The organism is Propionispora vibrioides (assembly GCF_900110485.1).
In the GTDB taxonomy this organism is placed as follows: Bacteria; Bacillota; Negativicutes; order Propionisporales; family Propionisporaceae; genus Propionispora; species Propionispora vibrioides.
On sequence record NZ_FODY01000015.1, the window covers coordinates 25,307 to 44,226 of the forward strand.

The window sequence follows — 18,920 nt, forward strand, 5'->3', positions numbered from 1 at the left end:
GCTGTCATCCGATTTCGCCCGGCCTCTGTTTTTATCTACTATCCATTATGTAAGTCAAAAAACTAAACATCCCGGGTAGAAGGCACCCGCTCCCAGAACTATCAGAAACAATCGCCTTTCCTTAGTCAATGCAAAGGAGAGATAGTATGGATAATAAGAAACAAAATAAAGAAAATATTCTGGGATATGTAACTCATAATGTATTCGATAAATCCGGAAGGCTGCTACTGACGGAAGGTACCCCTCTCACCCTAAAAGTTGTTCAAAAACTGGAAGAAAGAAAACTTAGCTTCCGGATCTCAGCAGTACCTCTGGGGCATAATCCCGCTAAGTCAAAGCCCGTTTCGCTGCAAGCCAAAACGACAAAACCGTTTAGAGTACCCCAAAGACTGGATAAGAAGTTTGAAAGACTGAATGGAGAAAGTATCAGTCATGCAGCGAAGTATATGAACTGGATTCTACGTCAAATACATGAGGACGTATTTTTAAACAATAATATAAAAATACTGGCTCAGGGCCATAAAGCCAATTATTCACACTCGATTAATGTGGCCTTAATCTCCGTTGCCATCGCGCGTAAACTAAAATACAATAAAATATCACTGCATGAGCTTGCTCTAGGTTCCCTCTATCATGATATCGGAAAAATATTATTGCCTAAATCGGTATTGGATGATATTGCCGGCGTGTGTGACGGACAAACATTAATTTATCAGCAGCACACGGTACTGGGCAGCGATTTATTGGCTGCCAATAAGCTTCCGGAAGGTGTCTATTTAATCGCACGGCAGCATCATGAAAAACATTCCGGAAATGGATATCCTAACGGCATTAAGGGAAATGACATTCATCTTAATGCAGCTATTGTAGCTGTTGCAGACACATTCGACCGATTAACCTCGGCTATTTTCCACCGGAATGTTCTCTCGCCTGATGAAGCAATCAAACAAATCGTGCTTGCCCAAGGAATTGACTATCCGCCTCAGGTGATAGACATGTTTGTCGAATTATTTAATACCGATTAAGATAATATTTTAATGATTGCAAAGAATAGTCTTTTTTTAATTGTTTTAGTTTACTTAACATATTGTCAAGCTATATACTTATATTAAAGTAATGCCTAGAACTGAGGACGATGATTATAGTGAGAAAAGCACTTTCCGCGTTATGTTCCGTATGCGATATAGAAATGATCAATATGGGCAATAACCAAACACATCTTTTCGTTTGCCCCAAGTGTCAAAAAAATCTGGGTCCATTCACCGATATATACATTAATCAGGAACAATTAGACATGCGGTATAAACTGGAAAAGGCTGTCATGTATCTTCGGAAGATGAATAATAAATAGCATATACTAATTAGGCAATAATTACCTTTGGGAGCAGCCATATATTTGGCTCCCAGAGGTAAGACAAACCCGGTTTCCAGCCTCGAAGGCTGGAAACCGGGTTTCATATTACATAACACTGATTTCTCTTTTCATTCATAAGAACCGCTCTTTTTTTCTATTGCTCCATATAGGAAAGCGCTTTGGTGCGCACTTGAGACAATTCGCAATATAAGTTTTTGCCGGGACATAAAGTTGCGTTCAAGTCCCGGTGGCCACGCACACTGCGATTATCCGGGGAAAGCTGATAGATGTGGCTTAAAGCTGCTATCAGCCTGGCCGCCCGGTCAAGCTGAACATCGGTAGGTACAATTTCTTCAAAGTTGCCGTCCAGCACGATGCCAATAGAGGATTGGTTAAAGCCATAGGTATGGGCCCCTACGGTATCTCTGGGCCGCCCCCGCTCTATCGTGCCGTCTTGGTGGACGACGTAATGGTAACCAATCCCCGACCAGCCGTTGCGCAAGTGAAAGCGGTGGATTTCTGCCGCCGACTCGGCGGCGGTGCCCATGCCAACATGGTGAATCACAATCAAATCAGTGACTTCCCGGGTCGCCAGAGGACCAAAGGCCAGATTAGCTTCCTGAATGTCTAAATCTCTTTCTTTAATAGCCGTCGGACCACTGAAGTTTCCCGCGTCAATCCGCAGCCGGCTCCTGCCGGCGCGAAGCACCGACGGAATCAGGGAATACCGCAGTTCCGGCAAAACAGCTTGGTTCCTGGCAATCAACCGGACAGAGCAATCCTGCGAATTGACTGCTTTTACTTCCACCTGCTTAATGTATGGATTGTCATACTTCATTGCCCCGGCTAAATCACCGGGCCGGCAGTTTTTTATCAAAAACAGGAAGCCAACGGAAGCCTGCTGCGGAATAATTTCGGGAATACTCGAGATCAACAGCTCAAACCGGAAATAATTCTGGTTGCTGCCCGCCGGGTTCTCCAGCTCAGCCTGGACACTTAACAGCTTAGCCGGCTGTTCTTTAGCCAGAACCGAGTATATATCCAACAAATTTTGTCCGAACCAAAGGGCCGAACATGCACCAAAAGTACTTTGCAGAAAACTTCTCCGATTCATCTAATAAACCACCAATTCTATGTTACTTTATTCCATTCTATTTCGCTCTGATTTCCCATATCCCTGTCAGCGCACAGGTGGTAAAGAATGGTAATACAACACAAAAAATAACCGCTGATACAGCATGATCAACGGTTATTGGTCACTGCTAACAGGGTAGACGACGAATCACGGCAAACCACATTTTGGGTCCCCCTGCCGGAAAGGCTTCGGAATGTTCAGCCAGAAATGCCGGATTGATTTCGCCAACGACTTGCCGTATCGACTCAACCTCCCAGCCATCCGCAAAAACATCGGACAACGCCTGCCTGGAAATGCCCCCTTCCGGAGCCTCTTCCGTAAAGCTCAATAAGAAAAGTCTTCCGCCCGGCTTTAACACATGGGCCAATCCCTGCACATACAGTTTTTGCTCCTGCTTCTGTTCTGCTCCCGTATATACATGAAACAGGCCACTGTCAATCACGCTGGAAAAACGTTCGTCCCAACTGACCAGAGTCATTGCGTCTTTCACCAGAAAGCGTACGGACAAATCCTTGCCGGCAGCCTTTGCCTGAGCCAGTTGAATCGCTTTTTCCACAAAATCAATCCCGGTAACATCATGTCCCTTAGCTGCAAAGAAGATTGACGTACTGCCAGTACCGCAGCCAACATCAAGCACCGGGCTTTCGATTTGGTCGCTCACCGTTAAAAAAGGCGTCTGGGGTCTGCCAATGTCCCAGGGAGGAGCCGCCTGATAGTGTTCCACAAAGCCTTCATGGGCTGAACTATAGTTTTTCATTGACGCCGGATCGTATTTCATACTTTCTTCACTCCTTCACAAAGTAATTGCTGAAAGAAAAATAAATCAGTCTGTTAAAACCGTTCTCCCGGCCATTCACCGGGCCTTCTATGGCGGCTATCCCACTCATGAGGGTGTGGCCGATGCCCAAAGAAGTCCCCTGGCTCACCGGCAACTGTTTTTTGCAGCGCAGCAATGACACGCTCCAGATAACCGGCCAGTACTTCCTGTTCCTCCTGGTTTAAGCACTGAAACATATCGTCGGCAGCAAGCTCTCTGGCCCGTCGTTCCTCGCTCGCCGCAGCGGCTGCCGCTCCTTCGGCGGTTAACTGAATTTCCATGGCCCGCCGGTCTTCAGCGGAAGGTGTCCGTCTAATATAACCATTCGACTCCAACTTAGCCAGCAGCTCTCCCATCGATTGCGGTCTTATACCAAGCAAATAAGAAAGTTTCTTTTGACTCATTTCCGGCTGCAGCTTAAGCAACGCCAAAATTCTGCCCTGGCCACGAAACGGGTCATGCTGCTGACTGGCTCCCATTTGATGATGCTTCTGCATAAACAGGCGGCTAAGCAGGATAAACTTTTCCGTCAAATTATAGCTTGTTTCTTCCATTGTACTCATCCTTTTCAAATTTTATTAAGGTACCTTATCTATATAGTACAGGTACCTTAATAAAATGTCAAGATGTTATTTAGCTGACAAGTATCCCTCTTCTTTCCAGCAAGAATGCCGTCACCTGAGCTCAGGGCAGCGGTGACGGCATTGGTTGTACCATTATTCCTGTGTTTTTGCTTTCTTACCCGACGAAGAAATCCCATGTTATACCGGCAGGGTTGAACCACCAGCTAGATCAAACGGTATTTTCTAAGCAGTTCTTCCAGCACCGTACCCGAGATTTTTCGCAGCATTTTTTTCTCCATTACGTGCAATAAGAAAGGCAGCTTTATGTCAGTCAGCTTTTTGCCGTCCATCATCTTAGACATCGCGTCCAGCAAGACCCGGATATCGTAGCAGGAACCAAAAACCTCCGGTACACCCCTATCCACATCCAGCAGCGTATACACTGCCTCCATGGCCGTCCGTACAGAATACTCGGTGGTAAACACGGTATCGCGCACCGTATCGGCAAACTGTCCGATAAAGGCAAAATTCACACTGCCCTCCGGTACCACCTTCGGCCGGTCCCCCGCCTTCCGGGGCATGAAAAAGGCAGTAATGTACGGCATCATACAGGGAATACAATGGGCCGAACGGGCTGCCAAATCGGCAATCTGCTGTTCCGGTACTCCCAGGTGGTACAGCCATTCCTCTACAATCTCCCTGCCGGTACATTCGCTCATCGGTTTTTTGATGTAATTGCCGGGAACATCGGTAAATAAGCCATAAAGCCAGATAACCAGTTGTTCTTTAGGCTGCTCCTTAAAGTGGGGCTGGCGGTTTAAGGTATAGCTCATCAGCCAGTTTGAGTCCTTTACGGTAATAATCCCGCCGGTAACAACCCTGCCGCTAAAAGGATCACGCTTAGCGATTTTCTGAATATACGGAGGAATCCGGTCATCGAGAGTGGTAATGGTGGCCGATTCCCAGTTGGTGGCTTTTATATCGGTGCAAAAGGTATCGGGGTTTCCAAACGCCGGGTCTTGCCGGGCAATACGGCGCCAAAGTTCCCAACAGCCGCCGGTGTCTGTATTCAACCTGGGCGCATAGTGATCATCACCATAGGTGGAGTTTTCCGTACAGCTCCCGTTAGTAATAAAGACCAGATCATTTTCCGTCAATTCGATGACTTCTTCCCGGTCATCACGCTGGTAGAGAATTTTACCGGCCGTCTTTTTGCTGCCGCGAATATCAAAAATTACATTGATGACTCTGCTGTTATAGTGAAACTGCACCCCATGAGCGGTAAGATAGGAAACCAACGGGCGGATTAACGATTCATACTGGTTGTATTTCGTGAACTTCAAGGCCGAGAAGTCGGGAAGGCCACCGATATGATGAATAAAACGCTGGAGGTATAGCTTCATTTCCAAGGCACTGTGCCACTCTTCAAAAGCAAACATGGTCCGCCAATAGAGCCAGAAATGAGAGCTAAAGAATTCGTCCGTAAAAACGTCGCATATCTTCAAATCGTACAAATCCTCGTCGCTGGTCATAAAGACTTTCATAATTTCCAGAGCAGCCTTTTCACTTAAGCCGAATTTCCCGTCCGTATGAGCATCCTGTCCGCGTTTTTCCGTCACTCGCATGAGCGAATAATTAGGGTCTCGCTTATTCAGCCAATAAAACTCATCCAACACCGATATGCCTTCCGTCTCCAGCGAGGGGACCGACCGGAACAGGTCCCACAGGCATTCAAAATGATTCTCCATCTCACGGCCGCCGCGGATGATAAACCCTTTCTGGCTGTCATGAATTCCGTCACAGGCACCGCCGGCAATCGGAAGCTCTTCCAGAATATGAATACGATCCCCCTGCATCTGTCCGTCCCGAATCAAAAAGCAGGCGGCCGCCAAAGAAGCCAACCCGGAACCGACAAGATAGGCCGACTTATTGTCCACACCCACCGGTTTCTGCGGCCGGGCAAAAGCCTCATAATTTCCACTGCTATAGTACAAGCTTCATCCTTCCCTTCTTCGTTCACTCAAAGTGAGTCAACAGTTTTAGCACGGCCAAACAAAAAACTCCTGCGTAACACGGTCTGGGAATAAACCGGAAATCCATTACTATTGCGCCGGACTATCTTTTTTTGCGCAAGACAGCCTTTGCTACTGGTCATTATGTGCAGTTTAAGGAAAAATATTTAACCCTATTACAGGAACCCCCGCACCGTACTATTTTTAGCCGCTCCGCCCCTAAGGACAAGGATCTGATTCCTGCCCACCAATAAAATCAAATAACTCCCGCCGGATTTTTTAAAGTCCAGCAGGAGTTATTTCCCCGATACCTATTCTGCCTGTACAAACCGCTCCGGATAGGTCCAGCCGCATTGTTTGCCCCAGGTTTCCAAAACGTCAAACACCGGCAGCAGTCCCTTGCCCAGCTCGGTCAACGAGTATTCAACCCTTGGCGGTATTTCGTTGTACTGATGCCTGTTAATAACACCGGCTTCCTCCAGTTCCTGCAAGGTCTGAGCCAGCATAACATTGGAGATACCGTTTAGCTGACGCCGCAGCTCATTGAACCGGACCACCTCCTGTTTGGCTACTTGCCAGATGACATGCATCTTCCATTTTCCACTTAATAATTCGATGGTATATTCAATGGGACAGGGTATCGACGAGAGTTCACGTCTTTTCATAATAACCTCCGCTCAATAATCTACAGTAAGTTTTTATTAAGTATGTAATAAAAACTTTAGTACTTGTTTATTTCTTAGTGCCATGCTAGTATTATAGCCAATTAGACATATATTGTAAATAGGAGGAGTTGGTTATTATGAAAATTGCGTTAATCGGAGCCACAGGCTTTGTCGGTTCTAAACTGGTCGGTGAAGCGCTCGCCCGAGGCCATCAGGTGACGGCCATCAGCCGGGACACCAGCAAATTGACCCGCCAGGACGAAAAACTGATCCCCGTCTCGCTGGATATCAACGATACCGGCGCGCTGACCGCTTTATTCAAGCAGCAGGATGCTGTCATCAGCGCGTTTAACTCGGGCTGGAAAAACCCCCATCTGTATGAGGATTATAAGAAAGGCTACGCGTCCATTCTGGCGGCGGCCAAAAGCTCCGGAGTAAAGCGCATTCTGATTGTGGGCGGCGCGGCAAGCTTGATCCTTCCCTCCGGCGAGAAGGTATATGACGTACATATCCCGGAAGACTTTAAAACAGCGGTCCGGGGCCCAATGGAACTGCTGGAAGAACTGCGTCAGGAAAAGGAACTGAACTGGACCTTTATCAGCCCGGCGCCCAATTTGACCGCCGGCGACAAGACCGGACACTTCCGGCTTGGTAAAGACAATCCGGTCACCGATGAAAAAGGGGAAAGCCATATTTCGGTAGGTGATTTGGCTGTCGCCATCCTGGATGAAATAGAAACGCCGCAATTTATCCGTCAGCGCTTTACCGCCGGCTATTAAAAGACGCGGCAGGTCTGTAACAACGAATCCCTCAGTCATAGCAGCTATGGCTGGGGGATTCGTCCTGTACTTAGTTAGATACTTCTGCCAGTTGGCCTTTGGTGATACGCCACGTATCAATCAGGCTGCCGCTTTGCTTAAACGCTTTGACTGTCAGGGAATTGCTCTCTTCTTCCACGGTTAAATAGTTAGGCTCGTCCTGGGGGTTGTAGAAAAAATCGTTCCACTCGCGGGCGATGGAATCAGCATAGGTTTTACTGCCGCTGCGGCCGGTGGCAACATAGATGGTGCCCTGGGACGGACTGTCCGCCGGTGTACCGCCAAACAGCGGCGGCGTATGAGCATACACATGATCATGGGCGGTAAAAACCAGATCGGCATGGTATTGCTCGATAATCGGGGCAAAGGCTGCTTTTATGGCCTCATTGCCTGCTGCTTTATTGTTATAAGGCGCCCGGTGCAAAAAGACCAGTTTCCATTTTTGCTGTGCAGCAGCCAGATCCTGTTCCAGCCATCGCTTCTGCTGCTCCAGCATGTCCGGCACAAAACGTCCTTCCTCGCCAATCTGGGTATCCAGCATCACAAAATGGATATCACCGTAGTCAAAGGAATACACCTGTCCCTTCAGTCCCGCCGGTCCATTTAACGGCAGCTTGAACTGGGCGGTAAACAAAGCCGGCATGGCAAGCTTTCCCCCCGGTCCATAGGTTTCGTGATTGCCCACCAGCGGCATGCAGGGTATATTCTCTAACACTCCCTGGCTCGCGTTGAACCAGGCATCCCACTGGCCATAATCTTGCCCCACATCAACCAGATCGCCCATATTGATAAAAAAGGCAGCGTCCTGATTCGCCTGATAGGCCTGCTGCAGGGTGGTGCGCCAGGTATTGTAGTTAATGCTTTGGGAGTCGCCGAAGATCATAAACTTCAGCCGCTGAGGCCTGTCCGGTGCCGTAGTAAACTGATACGGTTCACTCCAGGCTCCTTCACGGCCTACGCGATAGGCATAACTGCTGCCCGGGTCCAGTCCGGTAAGCGTGACCGTATGGATGGTAAGCGTTCCCCAATTACTGTCCACCCGCTCCACCTGGGCCGGCAGTGTCTGCCGTTCTTCCGTTTTTCCCGGCAGGACGGCCCAGTACTGCACCTGCCCGTCCTGTGTCAGGGCATCGGTTTTCCAGGCAATCGTCTGGGTTGTGCGTGGATCACCGGCCCAGGTAAGCGTAATATGGCTTGGCAAGTCTGCCGCCGCTGCCATTTGGCTGGGAAATGCAACGCTGGCGACCAAGGCTGCCAGCAGCCCTGCCAAAAAAGCAAAAATGGTTAATCCGTTCCACAGGCTCTTTACTCTTCTCACAATAAACCTCCCTAAGATATGTCTTCAAAATATCGGATAATCGGATAATTTGAAGACACGCCCCAAACTCCCCTAAACACGAATACTAGCGCAGGTCCCGCTGAAGGTGCTCCTTGCCATGATTATAGATAAACAGCGCGGATAGGAACAAAGTACCCAACTCCGCCACAGGCACCGTCAGCCATATACCTGCCGTGCCCCAGATAAGCGGCAGCAGCAGCAGGCACACACCGATTCCCGCCATTCCCTTACTGACCGCAATGACAATGGCGTTCCGGGGCTGACAGATTGCTGTAAAATAGCCGGAAGCAACAATGTTCAAACCGTTCACCAGGAAAGCGAAAGCGTATAGCTCAGCGCCATACACGGCAAAGGAAAACACCTGCTCATGCTTCGCATCAAGAAAAAGCACGATAATATCTCCGGCAAAAGTGGAAATAACCGCAAACATTCCGACGCCAATCAGAAATGCCGCCAGGGCGGCCAGCTTTAACGCTTGTTTCACCCGCTCCATACTGCCCCGGCCGTAGTTATAGCTAAATATCGCGCCAACTCCGTCCGCCAAGCCCAGCAAAATATTATTGGCCATAAACGATAAGTAGCTGATGGCCGTAAAGGCGGCAATGCCCATTTCCCCCACATAACGCAGCAGCGTAAGGTTGAACAGAAAGGTGGTTACGCCTGTACCGATTTCCGTCAAGCCCTCCGGTGAACCGGTGGCAAGAATCTGATAAGCCAGGGCTTTACTGACCCTGCCCTGACGGAAATTCACCGCGGTCTTCCCCAGTACAAAGGGCAGTAACGCCAGCAGCAGAGCCACACTATAGCCCACTCCCATAGCCAGGGCGGCGCCCCGAATGCCCCAACCGGCCTGTACAATGAACAGGTAATTACAGGTCATATGGCTAAGCACCGCCGTAGTCAACACCTGCATCGAATAAAGCGGTTTGCCCATGACCTTCAATACATAGTCCAAAACAAACATAACGCCCAGACAGGGCAAAAACCAGCCGGTGTAGTGGATGTAGGTGGCTGCCGGCATCAGCAGGGATTCGCTGGCTCCCAACAAGGCCGCTATGGGCTTGGTAAAACCGACGGCACCGGCGGCCAGCAGCCCCATGACGCCCAGCATCAAGCAGACAGCCGTCTTAAAGGTATCCGCCACCGCCCGGCTGTTTCCCTCGCCCAATTGCCGGCCGATCAGACTTTGCGCGCCAATACCGATAACCACCCCAACCGCAATGCTTATACTCAAAAAGGGCATAGCCAGCGTTACAGCGGCTAACCCCTCCACGCCGATATAGTGGCCGACAAAAAAGCCGTCAATGATCGTATTGATTCCCAGAAATACCATGCCGGCCACCGAAGGAATCGTGTATTTTAAAAATAAAGTTGTTATTTTTTCCTGTTCCAGCCTGTTTTGCTGCATGGTTATCACCTCATCTACGATGATAAACCTTGGAGCAGCTCAAAGGTCAAGTTTTATCTGTCGGCAGCCACACTTCATAATAATCAAGACCATCCCGGTGTACGCTGGCTATATACCGGCCGATCAAAGGTCCGCCGGCCTTTCTTCCCGTCGCCTGCAGATGCCGGAGTGTCTGCTCCAGCCCTGCATGCCTGGGTTCCTCATAATTCGTACCCAGCACGGTATACAGATATTCCCCGGCGGGAAAAGCGGCAAGCTCCTGTTGCTCCGCCGCCGTCAAAACATCCAGGTTCGCCGCCTCCACGCTGATCCCGATTTGGGCCGAGCAGAAAGCAGGCTGTCTGAGCAGCGCTTCCTGTGAAACGAAAAGAGTGTACTGCACCCGGTCGGCCAGCCAGTCTTCCTTCCTGTATTTGCGAAGCATGTCCACCAAATCCTCCGTCTGACCGCTGACCAGCTTATAGCTAAAGCCCGGCGCGGCAACAAAAGCATACTTGCCCAGCCAGGCTTCGCACAGCTTGTACTGGTTGGCCGCCTGATTAATCGACTGCTTCAGTTTCAATAATTCCTGTATCCGGCTCTCGACAACGCTTTGGTTCCGGTTCAGAATATGTTTGATATCGCCAATATCCATTTGGGTTATCATCTGCTTAATTTCTTTGACCGGTATCTCCATGTTCCGGAAAAACAAAATATCCATCAGCAAAACGATTTCCTCATAGGAATAATAGCGGTATCCGTTATGGTGTTGCTTATGCACCGGCAACAGATCTGCTTTTTCATAATACCGCAGGGTATCGGTCGATACATCGAACAGCTTGGCCACTTCACCGATAGACCATTTTTCATTCACCTTATTCACCTGCTCTTTCCGGGCTTTAGTAACCACTGATTAAATGAGCCTGTCGGCCTGGCGAGAGATTTTTTCGTCTAACAAGGAAGTAAAACCGCAGGAATAGTGCCGCTATTTCAAGGTTTTGCTGACGCAGTCAGACGGAAAAAGATCCGTCTGGTCGCGCAGTGTGAATTAATCAGTGGTTACTTAGCTGCCACATTGCCATGGTATGCAACAAAAAGTCCGCTACCTGCCTTCTATTTATACAACCGTATGCCTTCAACCAAACGACAAACTATACGCCGGAAGGCGCAACAGCAAGCTGGGCCGTCATATTCCAGCGTACCCGTTCGTCCCAGTAATCCGGTGCTACCGTAACGGTGTAGGTAATATCGCCGCGCTTTTTCTCACCGTAAGGTCTGATACTTTTGACTGTCCCGGCAAGAGTAAGGTCCGGGATGCCATCAAAGGTTACGGTAACCGGATCGCCCAGTTTTATTCTGGCAACCGTCAGTTCCGTCAGATCATCACTGCGAATTTCCCAGGCACTCTCATCGGCAACCCGTACCAGTACAGTACCGGCAGCGGCATACTCGCCGACCTTGCTATCCAAAAATGCCACCTTGCCGTCGATGGCTGCTTTAATCTCGGTTTTATCAAGCAGTCCCTGGGCTTCCACAAGCCGGGCTTGCTGCGTTTCCAGTTCAGCCTGAGCCTGCGTCAAAGCCGCCCTGTTGCGGTCCACAGCCGAAACTGCCTGATCAAGCTGCTGCCGTGATGTTGCCCCAGCCGCTTCCAGCCGCTGCTGTCTGGCAAGCTCCCGTTCGGCATCAGCCAGGTTTACCCGGGCTTGCTCCACCGCCGCCGCGGCCCGGCTGATATCGGCCCGGGTACTGCCAACCCGGGCCTGATAATCCTGCCGGACCAGGCGGAGGATCGGCTGTCCGGCTTTTACCAGATCGCCTTCCTGCACCAGTATTTCACCGATAGTGCCCTCCACCGGCATGACCATTTGCGCGTACCGGACAGGAAAGACAATGCCTTCTGCCAGCACCCGGTTGTCCGCCTTTACCGGCGCCAGTTCGTTCTTATCCGTCTGCCGCCCGGCTGTAAACCACCAGCCACCGCCAGCAAGGACAAGAAATATGAGCAGGATTAGCAGCCAATGCCGTTTAAACCAGTTCACGCCTGTCCGGCTCCCGCTGTTTTTCACACCATCCAGTTCATTTCCCTTATTCATAACCTAATACCTCCCGCACACTAAGTCTGGCTGCATTACGGGCCGGAATCAGACTGGCCGCTACCGAAAGCAGCACCGAAACTACCAGCCAGATTCCCACGCCCCAAAAGCTAAATGAAAATGTCAGCGGACTTTGCATAAACATAACTCCCACCTCATAGCTGAGCAATGCGGCTACCGGCAGGGCCAATACCAGGCTGAACAGCCAGCTTAAGACGCCGATGCACAGGGCTTCTACGACAAAGATTCTGCCAATGGTACTGCTGGAAGCGCCAATCGCCCGCATAATGCCAATCTCCCTGGTTCGTTCCAATACGTTAATTCCCATAGTGCCCATCAGGCCCAAGGCGCCTACAATCGCCAACAGAATAGCCATCAGCAGCAAAAATACAATCAGTATGTCAAACTGAGAACGGATGCGTTGTTTCTGTTCCCAGGTAATATCAACATTTTGTACCCGCAAATTATTTTTCTTCAGATGCTCCTCCAGCCTTCTCCCCAGTTCGGTCTGCTCTTGCGGATTGGCCGCTGCGGCTGTAATCTGAACGGATCTGGCGCCACCCGCCTCCTGGATGGCACCGCTAAACCATGAATAGGGAGCATAGGCCAGCGGCCCGGTCATCGTACTTTTGGCAATACCGACTACGGTAAAGGTAAGCTTGCGGGTGCCAATCTTGATGATTGCCGGGCTGCCGACAGTAAGCCGGGGACTGTCTTTTAGCGTTTCCGTATTCACCACAAGAGCGCTCTCATCCTCAGGCACCAGCCAGCGACCTGCAATCAGTTGGGGCTGAATCATTTTACTGCCCACCGGTGGCGCTAAAATAATGACATTCTTACTGGCATCGTCTTCCGCTTCCTTACGCTCGCTCTGCAAGATCCGCCCGGAAGTAAACCCCCAGGCCTCCGCCGCTTTTACACCGGGTACACGCAGCACCTCATGCTCTATCCGGGCTGCCCGGTAGTTCTCGGTAAATCCCACTGAAATATCATACCGGAAATAGTCAAGCGCTTCATCCAAAGTAGAATACAGTGAGGAACGAACGGTAAACACCGCCATGAATACCGTTCCGGCTATCGTCAGTGTCAATAAGGTAAGTGCCAGACGCCCTTTTTTACGAAAAGTATTCCTTAACGAAAGCAGCGCGGGCCGGGATACGTTCTTCAACCGTTCCAGCAGCCGGTCAATCCAGCGGTCCAGGCGACCTTGAGTGTCTGCACTGCCAATACCATAATCGCTGATAGCTTCCCGGACTGTAATTCCCGTCCCCCGCCACACCGGCCAAACAGCGGCTAACGCCGGTACTCCCAGCGCTGCCACCGCTTCCAGCAGCAGTACTTTGCCGGGCAGTTCCAGCCCCCCGGAGTCAAAATTAAAGACCTGGGCCATAAAACCGGTTACCATACTGGCGGCCAGCGCTCCTAACGGTGCGGCAATCACCAACGCCAATACGCCATAGACGCCAACCATGGTCAAATACATTCTTAGAATTTGATCCCGCCTGGCACCGATGGCCTTCATAATTCCGACTTGCCTGATTTGTTGTGTCAAAATAGCCGCTATCGTATTTACCAGCAAAAAAGTCCCTAACAGTAACGACAAGATGCCCAGCACGGTCAGCAGCAGGATTAACGCATTCATAATGCTTTGCAACTGATGTTCACCCGGTTTGTTTACCTGTAGCCAGAACACCGTGGTATCGCCTTGCTCCAGCTTGCTCCAGGCCCGCCGCCCCACCGCTTCAATCGGCGCCGTATCCTTCCCCTTAAGCACCCAGGGCTCCACAACAAAGTTCACCTGGTCCAACCGGCGTTCTTCGTCCAGTTTTTCCAGTGTATCCATACTGATATAGCCATAGGAACGGCCGCTGAACATGCTGGGAATCTGACTGGGATCATAGACCGTACCGGTAATTTTTAACGTACGCTTGTGTCCGTCCGAGGTTTCCACCTGAATGTTGCCGCCTTGCGCTACTCCCAGTTCGGCCAGAGAAGAACGTTCCAGCAAAACATCCCCGTCCCCCGGCGGCCAGGCGCCTGTCTGACTCTTAATCCGGTTCACCTTCTGCCTGCTGTAGTCGGGGATAGCGGTCAAAAACATCTGCCGCCACTCGCCGCCGGCCGTCCTCACCCGCAGATCAACATTACGCCGTCCTTCAGCCTCCTTTACGCCGCGCAGGCTGCGCACGCTGTCAACCAGTTCCTGGTCAAAGGGATCGGCATACAGACTGGCGCTGGCCGGCACCGCCGACCTCCAGCTTGCATCCAGGTCCCGTTCAAACATTAAATACGCACTATAGACCATGCCGACGGCAAATACGCCAACTGTGATAGACAGTACCACCAGCAAGGTCCGCAGCTTGTTTCCCCACAAATCGGCCAGCACTTTACGCCACCGTGGCCCCCACAAGGTATAGCTAATCACGGCTGGCACACTCCCTATCCCCGTCCGGCAGTATCTGGCCATCATAAACCGTCACAATCCGGCCGCTGCGACGGGCCAAGTCATTGTCGTGAGTGACCATAAGAATGGTTTTGCCCCCGGCAGCCAGCTCCTGGAAAAAGTCAATCACACTGGTAGCCGTGCGGCTGTCCAGATTGCCTGTCGGTTCATCGGCCACCAACAGCGGCGGATCATTGGCCAAAGACCGGGCAATAGCCACCCTCTGCTGCTGACCGCCGGACAAGTTGGCCGGCAGTTTATGAGCCTGTTCCCGCACACCTACCAGTTCCAGCAATGCTAAAGCCCTTGCCGGTCTTTCCGTCCGGCTGTACATGCCGCAAAAATCCATGGGCAGCATAACGTTTTCCATTACCGTCAGGGTGGGTAGAAGCTGAAAAAATTGAAAGACCACACCTACCGTCCGCCCCCGCCAAACAGCAATCTGATTTTCATTCAGTGTATGCACAGGCATGCCGCTAATCCAGACTTCACCGCCGGTGGGCCGGTCAATACCGGTAATCATATTAATTAAGGTCGATTTGCCGCTGCCCGATTTTCCCACCACGGCGACAAACTCCCCCGCCTTTACCGACAATTGGATGCCTTTTAGCGCTTCAAACTCACCGGCTCCGGTAAAATACGTCTTGCTCACTTTTGTCATTTCCACTGCCGCCATCCCGGCCCGGGGTTGCGGCAATTTAGCTTCCATTAATCCTGACAGCCATTTTGCAATCATAACTTCCTCCGTCTTTTCCTAGGCTCGTAAATTCTCAGGCGCGCCGCCACCTTGCCTTGCGAAAAAATTCCCGCAAATTCAATTTACACTTTTAAAGCTGGTGAAGCACTAGCAATGGCGTGACCAAGGCCGCCTCCAGATTCTCAGCCACCCGTTCAGCCGTCAGTTGCCGGCTGATCAGCAGGTAAGGTGTGGCTCCGTCCAAAGCGGCAAACAGGGCAGTAGCCTGACTACGCGGCGAATGGTCGCGAAACTTTCCCTGCTCCAGACCTTTGGTAAACAGCCGCTCATAAAAAGCAATCATATCGCCGCTATAAGCATTAATAAGCGACCACATAGCGGAGCAGGCCAAAATCTTGGACAAGGACAATAAAATAAACGTCATTTCCCGGGGATGCTGCGCCCAATATTGCAAATAGACCACTATGAAAAAGCGTAATCCTTCCACCGGACAGGAAAGGTTCTCCGCTTGATAGATCAGTTCCCGGACCGGCTCAAAATACTTCCCGTTAGCCGCCAGTAAAATCTCGTCTTTGCTTTTGTAATGGTAATATAAGCCGCCCTTGGTCAGACCCGCCCGGGCGGCAATCACCTCCATGGAAGCCCCTTCGTATCCTTTTGCCAGAAACTCCGTGACTGCCGCTTCCAAAATATCTTCCCTGCGTTGTTCCTTCGGAGCTTTTTTAGTCACTATGATCGCTTCCCTTCTTGCCTACCGGAATAAAAATACCTACCGCCGGTATTTTTTATAAAAACATTGCCCTTTCTCCGGTCTGCTTTGCTATAAAAATTTATGCCGGCAAACTCTATGCCATGACAAGCCAGGCTTCCTTCACCCCGGCTTGCTCAAAACATGGCCATTTGCTCATGGATTTCATCATCCCGCAGCTCGGGCTTGGCTATCTCCTCAAACTTCGGGTTCTTTATATCCTGAAAGCCTGTCCATCTCCGGCAGTCAGGGCAGTATACGCTGCTGGCGCTGAGCACCCAGGCCAGTTCCCGCTTGCATTTTATACAAACAAATTGATAAAGCTTATCGTCCACTATACTCACTCTCTTCCGGACAAGAGGACGGTGCACTAAGCCCAGCCTCCCGTATATCAGGCAGAACCTGGAAATTCATCCTGTTACTATAATCGAGAAAATCCCCGTCATTCCTTACTGGATAAGCATTTCTCCATATATCTCCGTTATCCCTGCCTGGAAAAAGAAAGAATGATTTCGCTGGAGAAAGCCACCAGCCCTTTTATACGATGTACGCTGTAAAGGACTTTCATCGTCCTAAAATATTTAAAGGGTAAATAGAATACCGCTCCTATTTACCCTTTAAAACATATTTTTTTAAATTGAAGGTGGTTTTGCTACCAGCCATTGTTGATTTTGCTGCCCTTTGGGGAGCATATGAGCATCAAACCACATGTAATAAAACCTTTCGACCGAATTCACATTGTAACCATCCTGTAAATGATCCGACGTATCGTAAGAATCTGCTAAAATCAAAACATCATCAGCCGTCGTATCTGTTCCCATGGTATCATACCCGATAATAGCCCGCCAATGTCCGCCCCAGTCAATATTCTCTACCAGTACAGGAGTATTATCTTTTAAATTGGCTATGACAAAATTTTTAAAATCATTTACGTTTGCAAAGGTAGAGCCATTTTTATCAGCCTTGTCTAAGCTGGACGTAACATCCCAGCCAATGCCTTTAAAAAAGTTCACCATCCCTTTTGTATCCGTTCCTACAATCGGTTTGGTATTCATAATATTAGCAATTGCCTTTTCCGTCCATTTTGTATTGCCAAAGTGCACAAGAACGGTTAACGCAGCCGCAGGACCACAGGTGATTTCGGTGGTTTGCTGATAGGTCTTATAATGAGGCAGAATCGTTAAGGTATTTGTTGATTGTAGATTATAAAAATCCGGAGCGGCAAAATAAGGCGATTGTTTAACATTGCCTATACCATGATAGGAAGAGGCACCTTCCGAAGAGGTAATATAGCTGGAAGGATAAGGAATTACGTGACTGTCCTCGCCATTAGCCAAAACATCCGGACTATTGGCAAAAGCTATACTTGTCATACTAAAAATTAACCCTATGACCAGATAAAAAGATAATAAGTGTAACTTTTTCACAGTATTCCTTCTTTCTTTTTCTTAATGTTATTATCTCAGTTCCCAGGCAAACAGAAATTCCCGCCCAATTTGTACCCTTTGAGCAACTACATACTAAGTTTATTTTTCTAATTCTCTACCTAACAAATTAATCCTTCAAAAGCAATTTGGAAAAAGATTTACATTCTTTTAGTTACCGGCTGTGCCCGATCGCTTTTCGTACGGTGTCAGGTTACTTTTTCTCTATCGCCTGCATCGAGCCTAAATAGAAAGTACCCAGCCCCTGCAGCTTATTACTGTAAGGACCGGGTACTTTTGTTATTGAACCATATACTTATTCTCTGCCCATCACGTACTAGACAGGGTTCTTATTTTACCTGCCGATAGTACACTTGTTTATATCTGCCAGGGCATTCAAAAGAAGAGTCAGCCGATTTATTTACTCGCTTCCTCAATCGCAACGGCAACGGCGACGGTAGCACCAACCATTGGATTGTTGCCCATGCCTATGAGGCCCATCATTTCCACATGAGCCGGCACTGACGACGAACCGGCGAACTGGGCATCGGAATGCATCCGTCCCATGGTATCGGTCATACCGTAAGAAGCCGGACCGGCCGCCATGTTGTCCGGGTGCAGCGTACGTCCCGTACCGCCGCCGGAGGCAACGGAAAAATAACGCCGTCCTTTTTCGGTGCATTCTTTTTTATACGTGCCGGCTACCGGGTGCTGGAACCGCGTGGGATTGGTGGAGTTGCCGGTAATCGAGATATCGACCCCTTCCAGCGTCATGATCGCCACACCTTCCATTACATCGTCAGCCCCGTAGCAGCGCACATTAGCCCGTTCCGATTGGGAATAGGCCTTCTCCCTGACAATCGACAGCTTACTGCTGTAATAGTCAAAAACAGTCTGCACATAAGTGAAACCGTTGACCCTTGAAATGATCTGTGCCGCATCTTTACCCAGACCATTTAAAATGACCCGCAATGGCTCCTTACGTACTTTATTGGCCGATTTAGCAATGCCGATCGCCCCTTCAGCAGCGGCAAACGATTCATGACCGGCCAGAAAGGCAAAGCATTTCGTTTCTTCCCGCAGCAGCATAGCGGCCAGATTGCCATGCCCCAGTCCAACCTTGCGGCCGTCGGCTACCGAGCCGGGAATACAAAACGCCTGAAGCCCTTCACCGATTGCCTCTGCCGCATCGGCAGCCTTGGTACAGCCCCGTTTCAGCGCGACCGCAGCCCCCAAGGTATAGGCCCAACAGGCATTTTCAAAGCAAATTGGCTGAATTCCCCTGACCATACCGGGCACATCCATCCCTTTTTGCTCACACATTTCTTTCGCCGCTTCCAACGACTCAATTCCCTGTTCTTGTAAGAAAGCTTCTATTTTGGCGATTCGCCGTTCATATCCTTCAAATTTTGCCATCCTTGT

The 18,920-nt window shown here is 49.9% G+C and carries 17 protein-coding genes; 2 read left to right on the forward strand and 15 right to left on the reverse strand.

Annotated elements, in window-relative coordinates:
• Window positions 1-146: 146 nt before the first annotated feature.
• Window positions 147-1,025 (forward strand): HD-GYP domain-containing protein, encoded by an 879-nt coding sequence (locus BMW43_RS12470; RefSeq protein ID WP_091747931.1) that lies wholly within the window; start codon window positions 147-149, stop codon window positions 1,023-1,025.
• 483 nt (window positions 1,026-1,508) lie between these two features.
• On the opposite strand, the gene BMW43_RS12475 is transcribed toward BMW43_RS12470, so the two are convergent.
• From BMW43_RS12475 to BMW43_RS12495, 5 genes are all read right to left on the reverse strand, one after another.
• Window positions 1,509-2,468, reverse strand: a complete 960-nt coding sequence (locus BMW43_RS12475; RefSeq protein WP_245732426.1) for a peptidoglycan recognition protein family protein — start codon at window positions 2,466-2,468, stop codon at window positions 1,509-1,511.
• A gap of 148 nt (window positions 2,469-2,616) precedes the next feature.
• Window positions 2,617-3,267 (reverse strand): class I SAM-dependent methyltransferase, encoded by a 651-nt coding sequence (locus BMW43_RS12480; protein ID WP_091747934.1) that lies wholly within the window; start codon window positions 3,265-3,267, stop codon window positions 2,617-2,619.
• A gap of 53 nt (window positions 3,268-3,320) precedes the next feature.
• Entirely contained in the window at window positions 3,321-3,860 is a 540-nt protein-coding gene (locus tag BMW43_RS12485; protein ID WP_091747937.1) for a MarR family winged helix-turn-helix transcriptional regulator, read from the reverse strand.
• A gap of 233 nt (window positions 3,861-4,093) precedes the next feature.
• A complete protein-coding gene (locus BMW43_RS12490) occupies window positions 4,094-5,863 on the reverse strand; it encodes an oleate hydratase (protein WP_091747940.1) in 1,770 nt (589 codons plus the stop codon).
• Between the two features lie 329 nt (window positions 5,864-6,192).
• The gene (locus BMW43_RS12495; RefSeq protein WP_091747944.1) at window positions 6,193-6,546 is read right to left on the reverse strand and encodes a winged helix-turn-helix transcriptional regulator; all 354 of its coding nucleotides are present in this window, start codon (window positions 6,544-6,546) and stop codon (window positions 6,193-6,195) included.
• 137 nt (window positions 6,547-6,683) lie between these two features.
• On the opposite strand from BMW43_RS12495, the gene BMW43_RS12500 reads away from it, so the two are divergent.
• A complete protein-coding gene (locus tag BMW43_RS12500) occupies window positions 6,684-7,325 on the forward strand; it encodes an NAD(P)-dependent oxidoreductase (protein WP_091747947.1) in 642 nt (213 codons plus the stop codon).
• 70 nt (window positions 7,326-7,395) lie between these two features.
• Here the strand turns inward: BMW43_RS12500 and BMW43_RS12505 are convergent, their stop codons facing one another.
• The 10 genes from BMW43_RS12505 to BMW43_RS12550 form a co-directional block, all read right to left on the reverse strand.
• Window positions 7,396-8,682, reverse strand: coding sequence for a purple acid phosphatase family protein (locus BMW43_RS12505; RefSeq protein WP_091747950.1), 1,287 nt, complete (start codon window positions 8,680-8,682; stop codon window positions 7,396-7,398).
• A gap of 85 nt (window positions 8,683-8,767) precedes the next feature.
• Complete coding sequence (locus tag BMW43_RS12510; RefSeq protein ID WP_091747953.1) at window positions 8,768-10,111, reverse strand: MATE family efflux transporter; 1,344 nt, start codon at window positions 10,109-10,111, stop codon at window positions 8,768-8,770.
• 46 nt (window positions 10,112-10,157) lie between these two features.
• On the reverse strand, window positions 10,158-10,964 hold the full coding sequence (locus BMW43_RS12515; RefSeq protein ID WP_091747956.1) for a MerR family DNA-binding transcriptional regulator: 807 nt from the start codon (window positions 10,962-10,964) through the stop codon (window positions 10,158-10,160).
• 277 nt (window positions 10,965-11,241) lie between these two features.
• On the reverse strand, window positions 11,242-12,186 hold the full coding sequence (locus BMW43_RS12520; protein ID WP_091747959.1) for an efflux RND transporter periplasmic adaptor subunit: 945 nt from the start codon (window positions 12,184-12,186) through the stop codon (window positions 11,242-11,244).
• Entirely contained in the window at window positions 12,179-14,611 is a 2,433-nt protein-coding gene (locus BMW43_RS12525; RefSeq protein WP_091747963.1) for an ABC transporter permease, read from the reverse strand. Before BMW43_RS12525 ends, BMW43_RS12520 begins: the two co-directional genes overlap by 8 nt.
• Window positions 14,604-15,365: an ABC transporter ATP-binding protein gene (locus BMW43_RS12530; protein WP_091747966.1), complete on the reverse strand. Its 762-nt coding sequence runs from the start codon at window positions 15,363-15,365 to the stop codon at window positions 14,604-14,606. The genes BMW43_RS12525 and BMW43_RS12530 overlap by 8 nt, the downstream gene beginning before the upstream one ends.
• Before the next feature lie 91 nt (window positions 15,366-15,456).
• Entirely contained in the window at window positions 15,457-16,056 is a 600-nt protein-coding gene (locus tag BMW43_RS12535) for a TetR/AcrR family transcriptional regulator (protein WP_177173588.1), read from the reverse strand.
• A gap of 155 nt (window positions 16,057-16,211) precedes the next feature.
• Window positions 16,212-16,409 carry a hypothetical protein gene (locus BMW43_RS12540; protein WP_091747972.1) on the reverse strand — a complete coding sequence of 66 codons (198 nt, stop codon included), beginning with the start codon at window positions 16,407-16,409 and terminating at the stop codon, window positions 16,212-16,214.
• Window positions 16,410-16,706: 297 nt separating this feature from the next.
• Window positions 16,707-17,501: a C39 family peptidase gene (locus BMW43_RS12545; RefSeq protein ID WP_245732428.1), complete on the reverse strand. Its 795-nt coding sequence runs from the start codon at window positions 17,499-17,501 to the stop codon at window positions 16,707-16,709.
• A gap of 414 nt (window positions 17,502-17,915) precedes the next feature.
• Window positions 17,916-18,914 carry a GGGtGRT protein gene (locus BMW43_RS12550; RefSeq protein ID WP_091747975.1) on the reverse strand — a complete coding sequence of 333 codons (999 nt, stop codon included), beginning with the start codon at window positions 18,912-18,914 and terminating at the stop codon, window positions 17,916-17,918.
• Window positions 18,915-18,920: the final 6 nt, after the last annotated feature.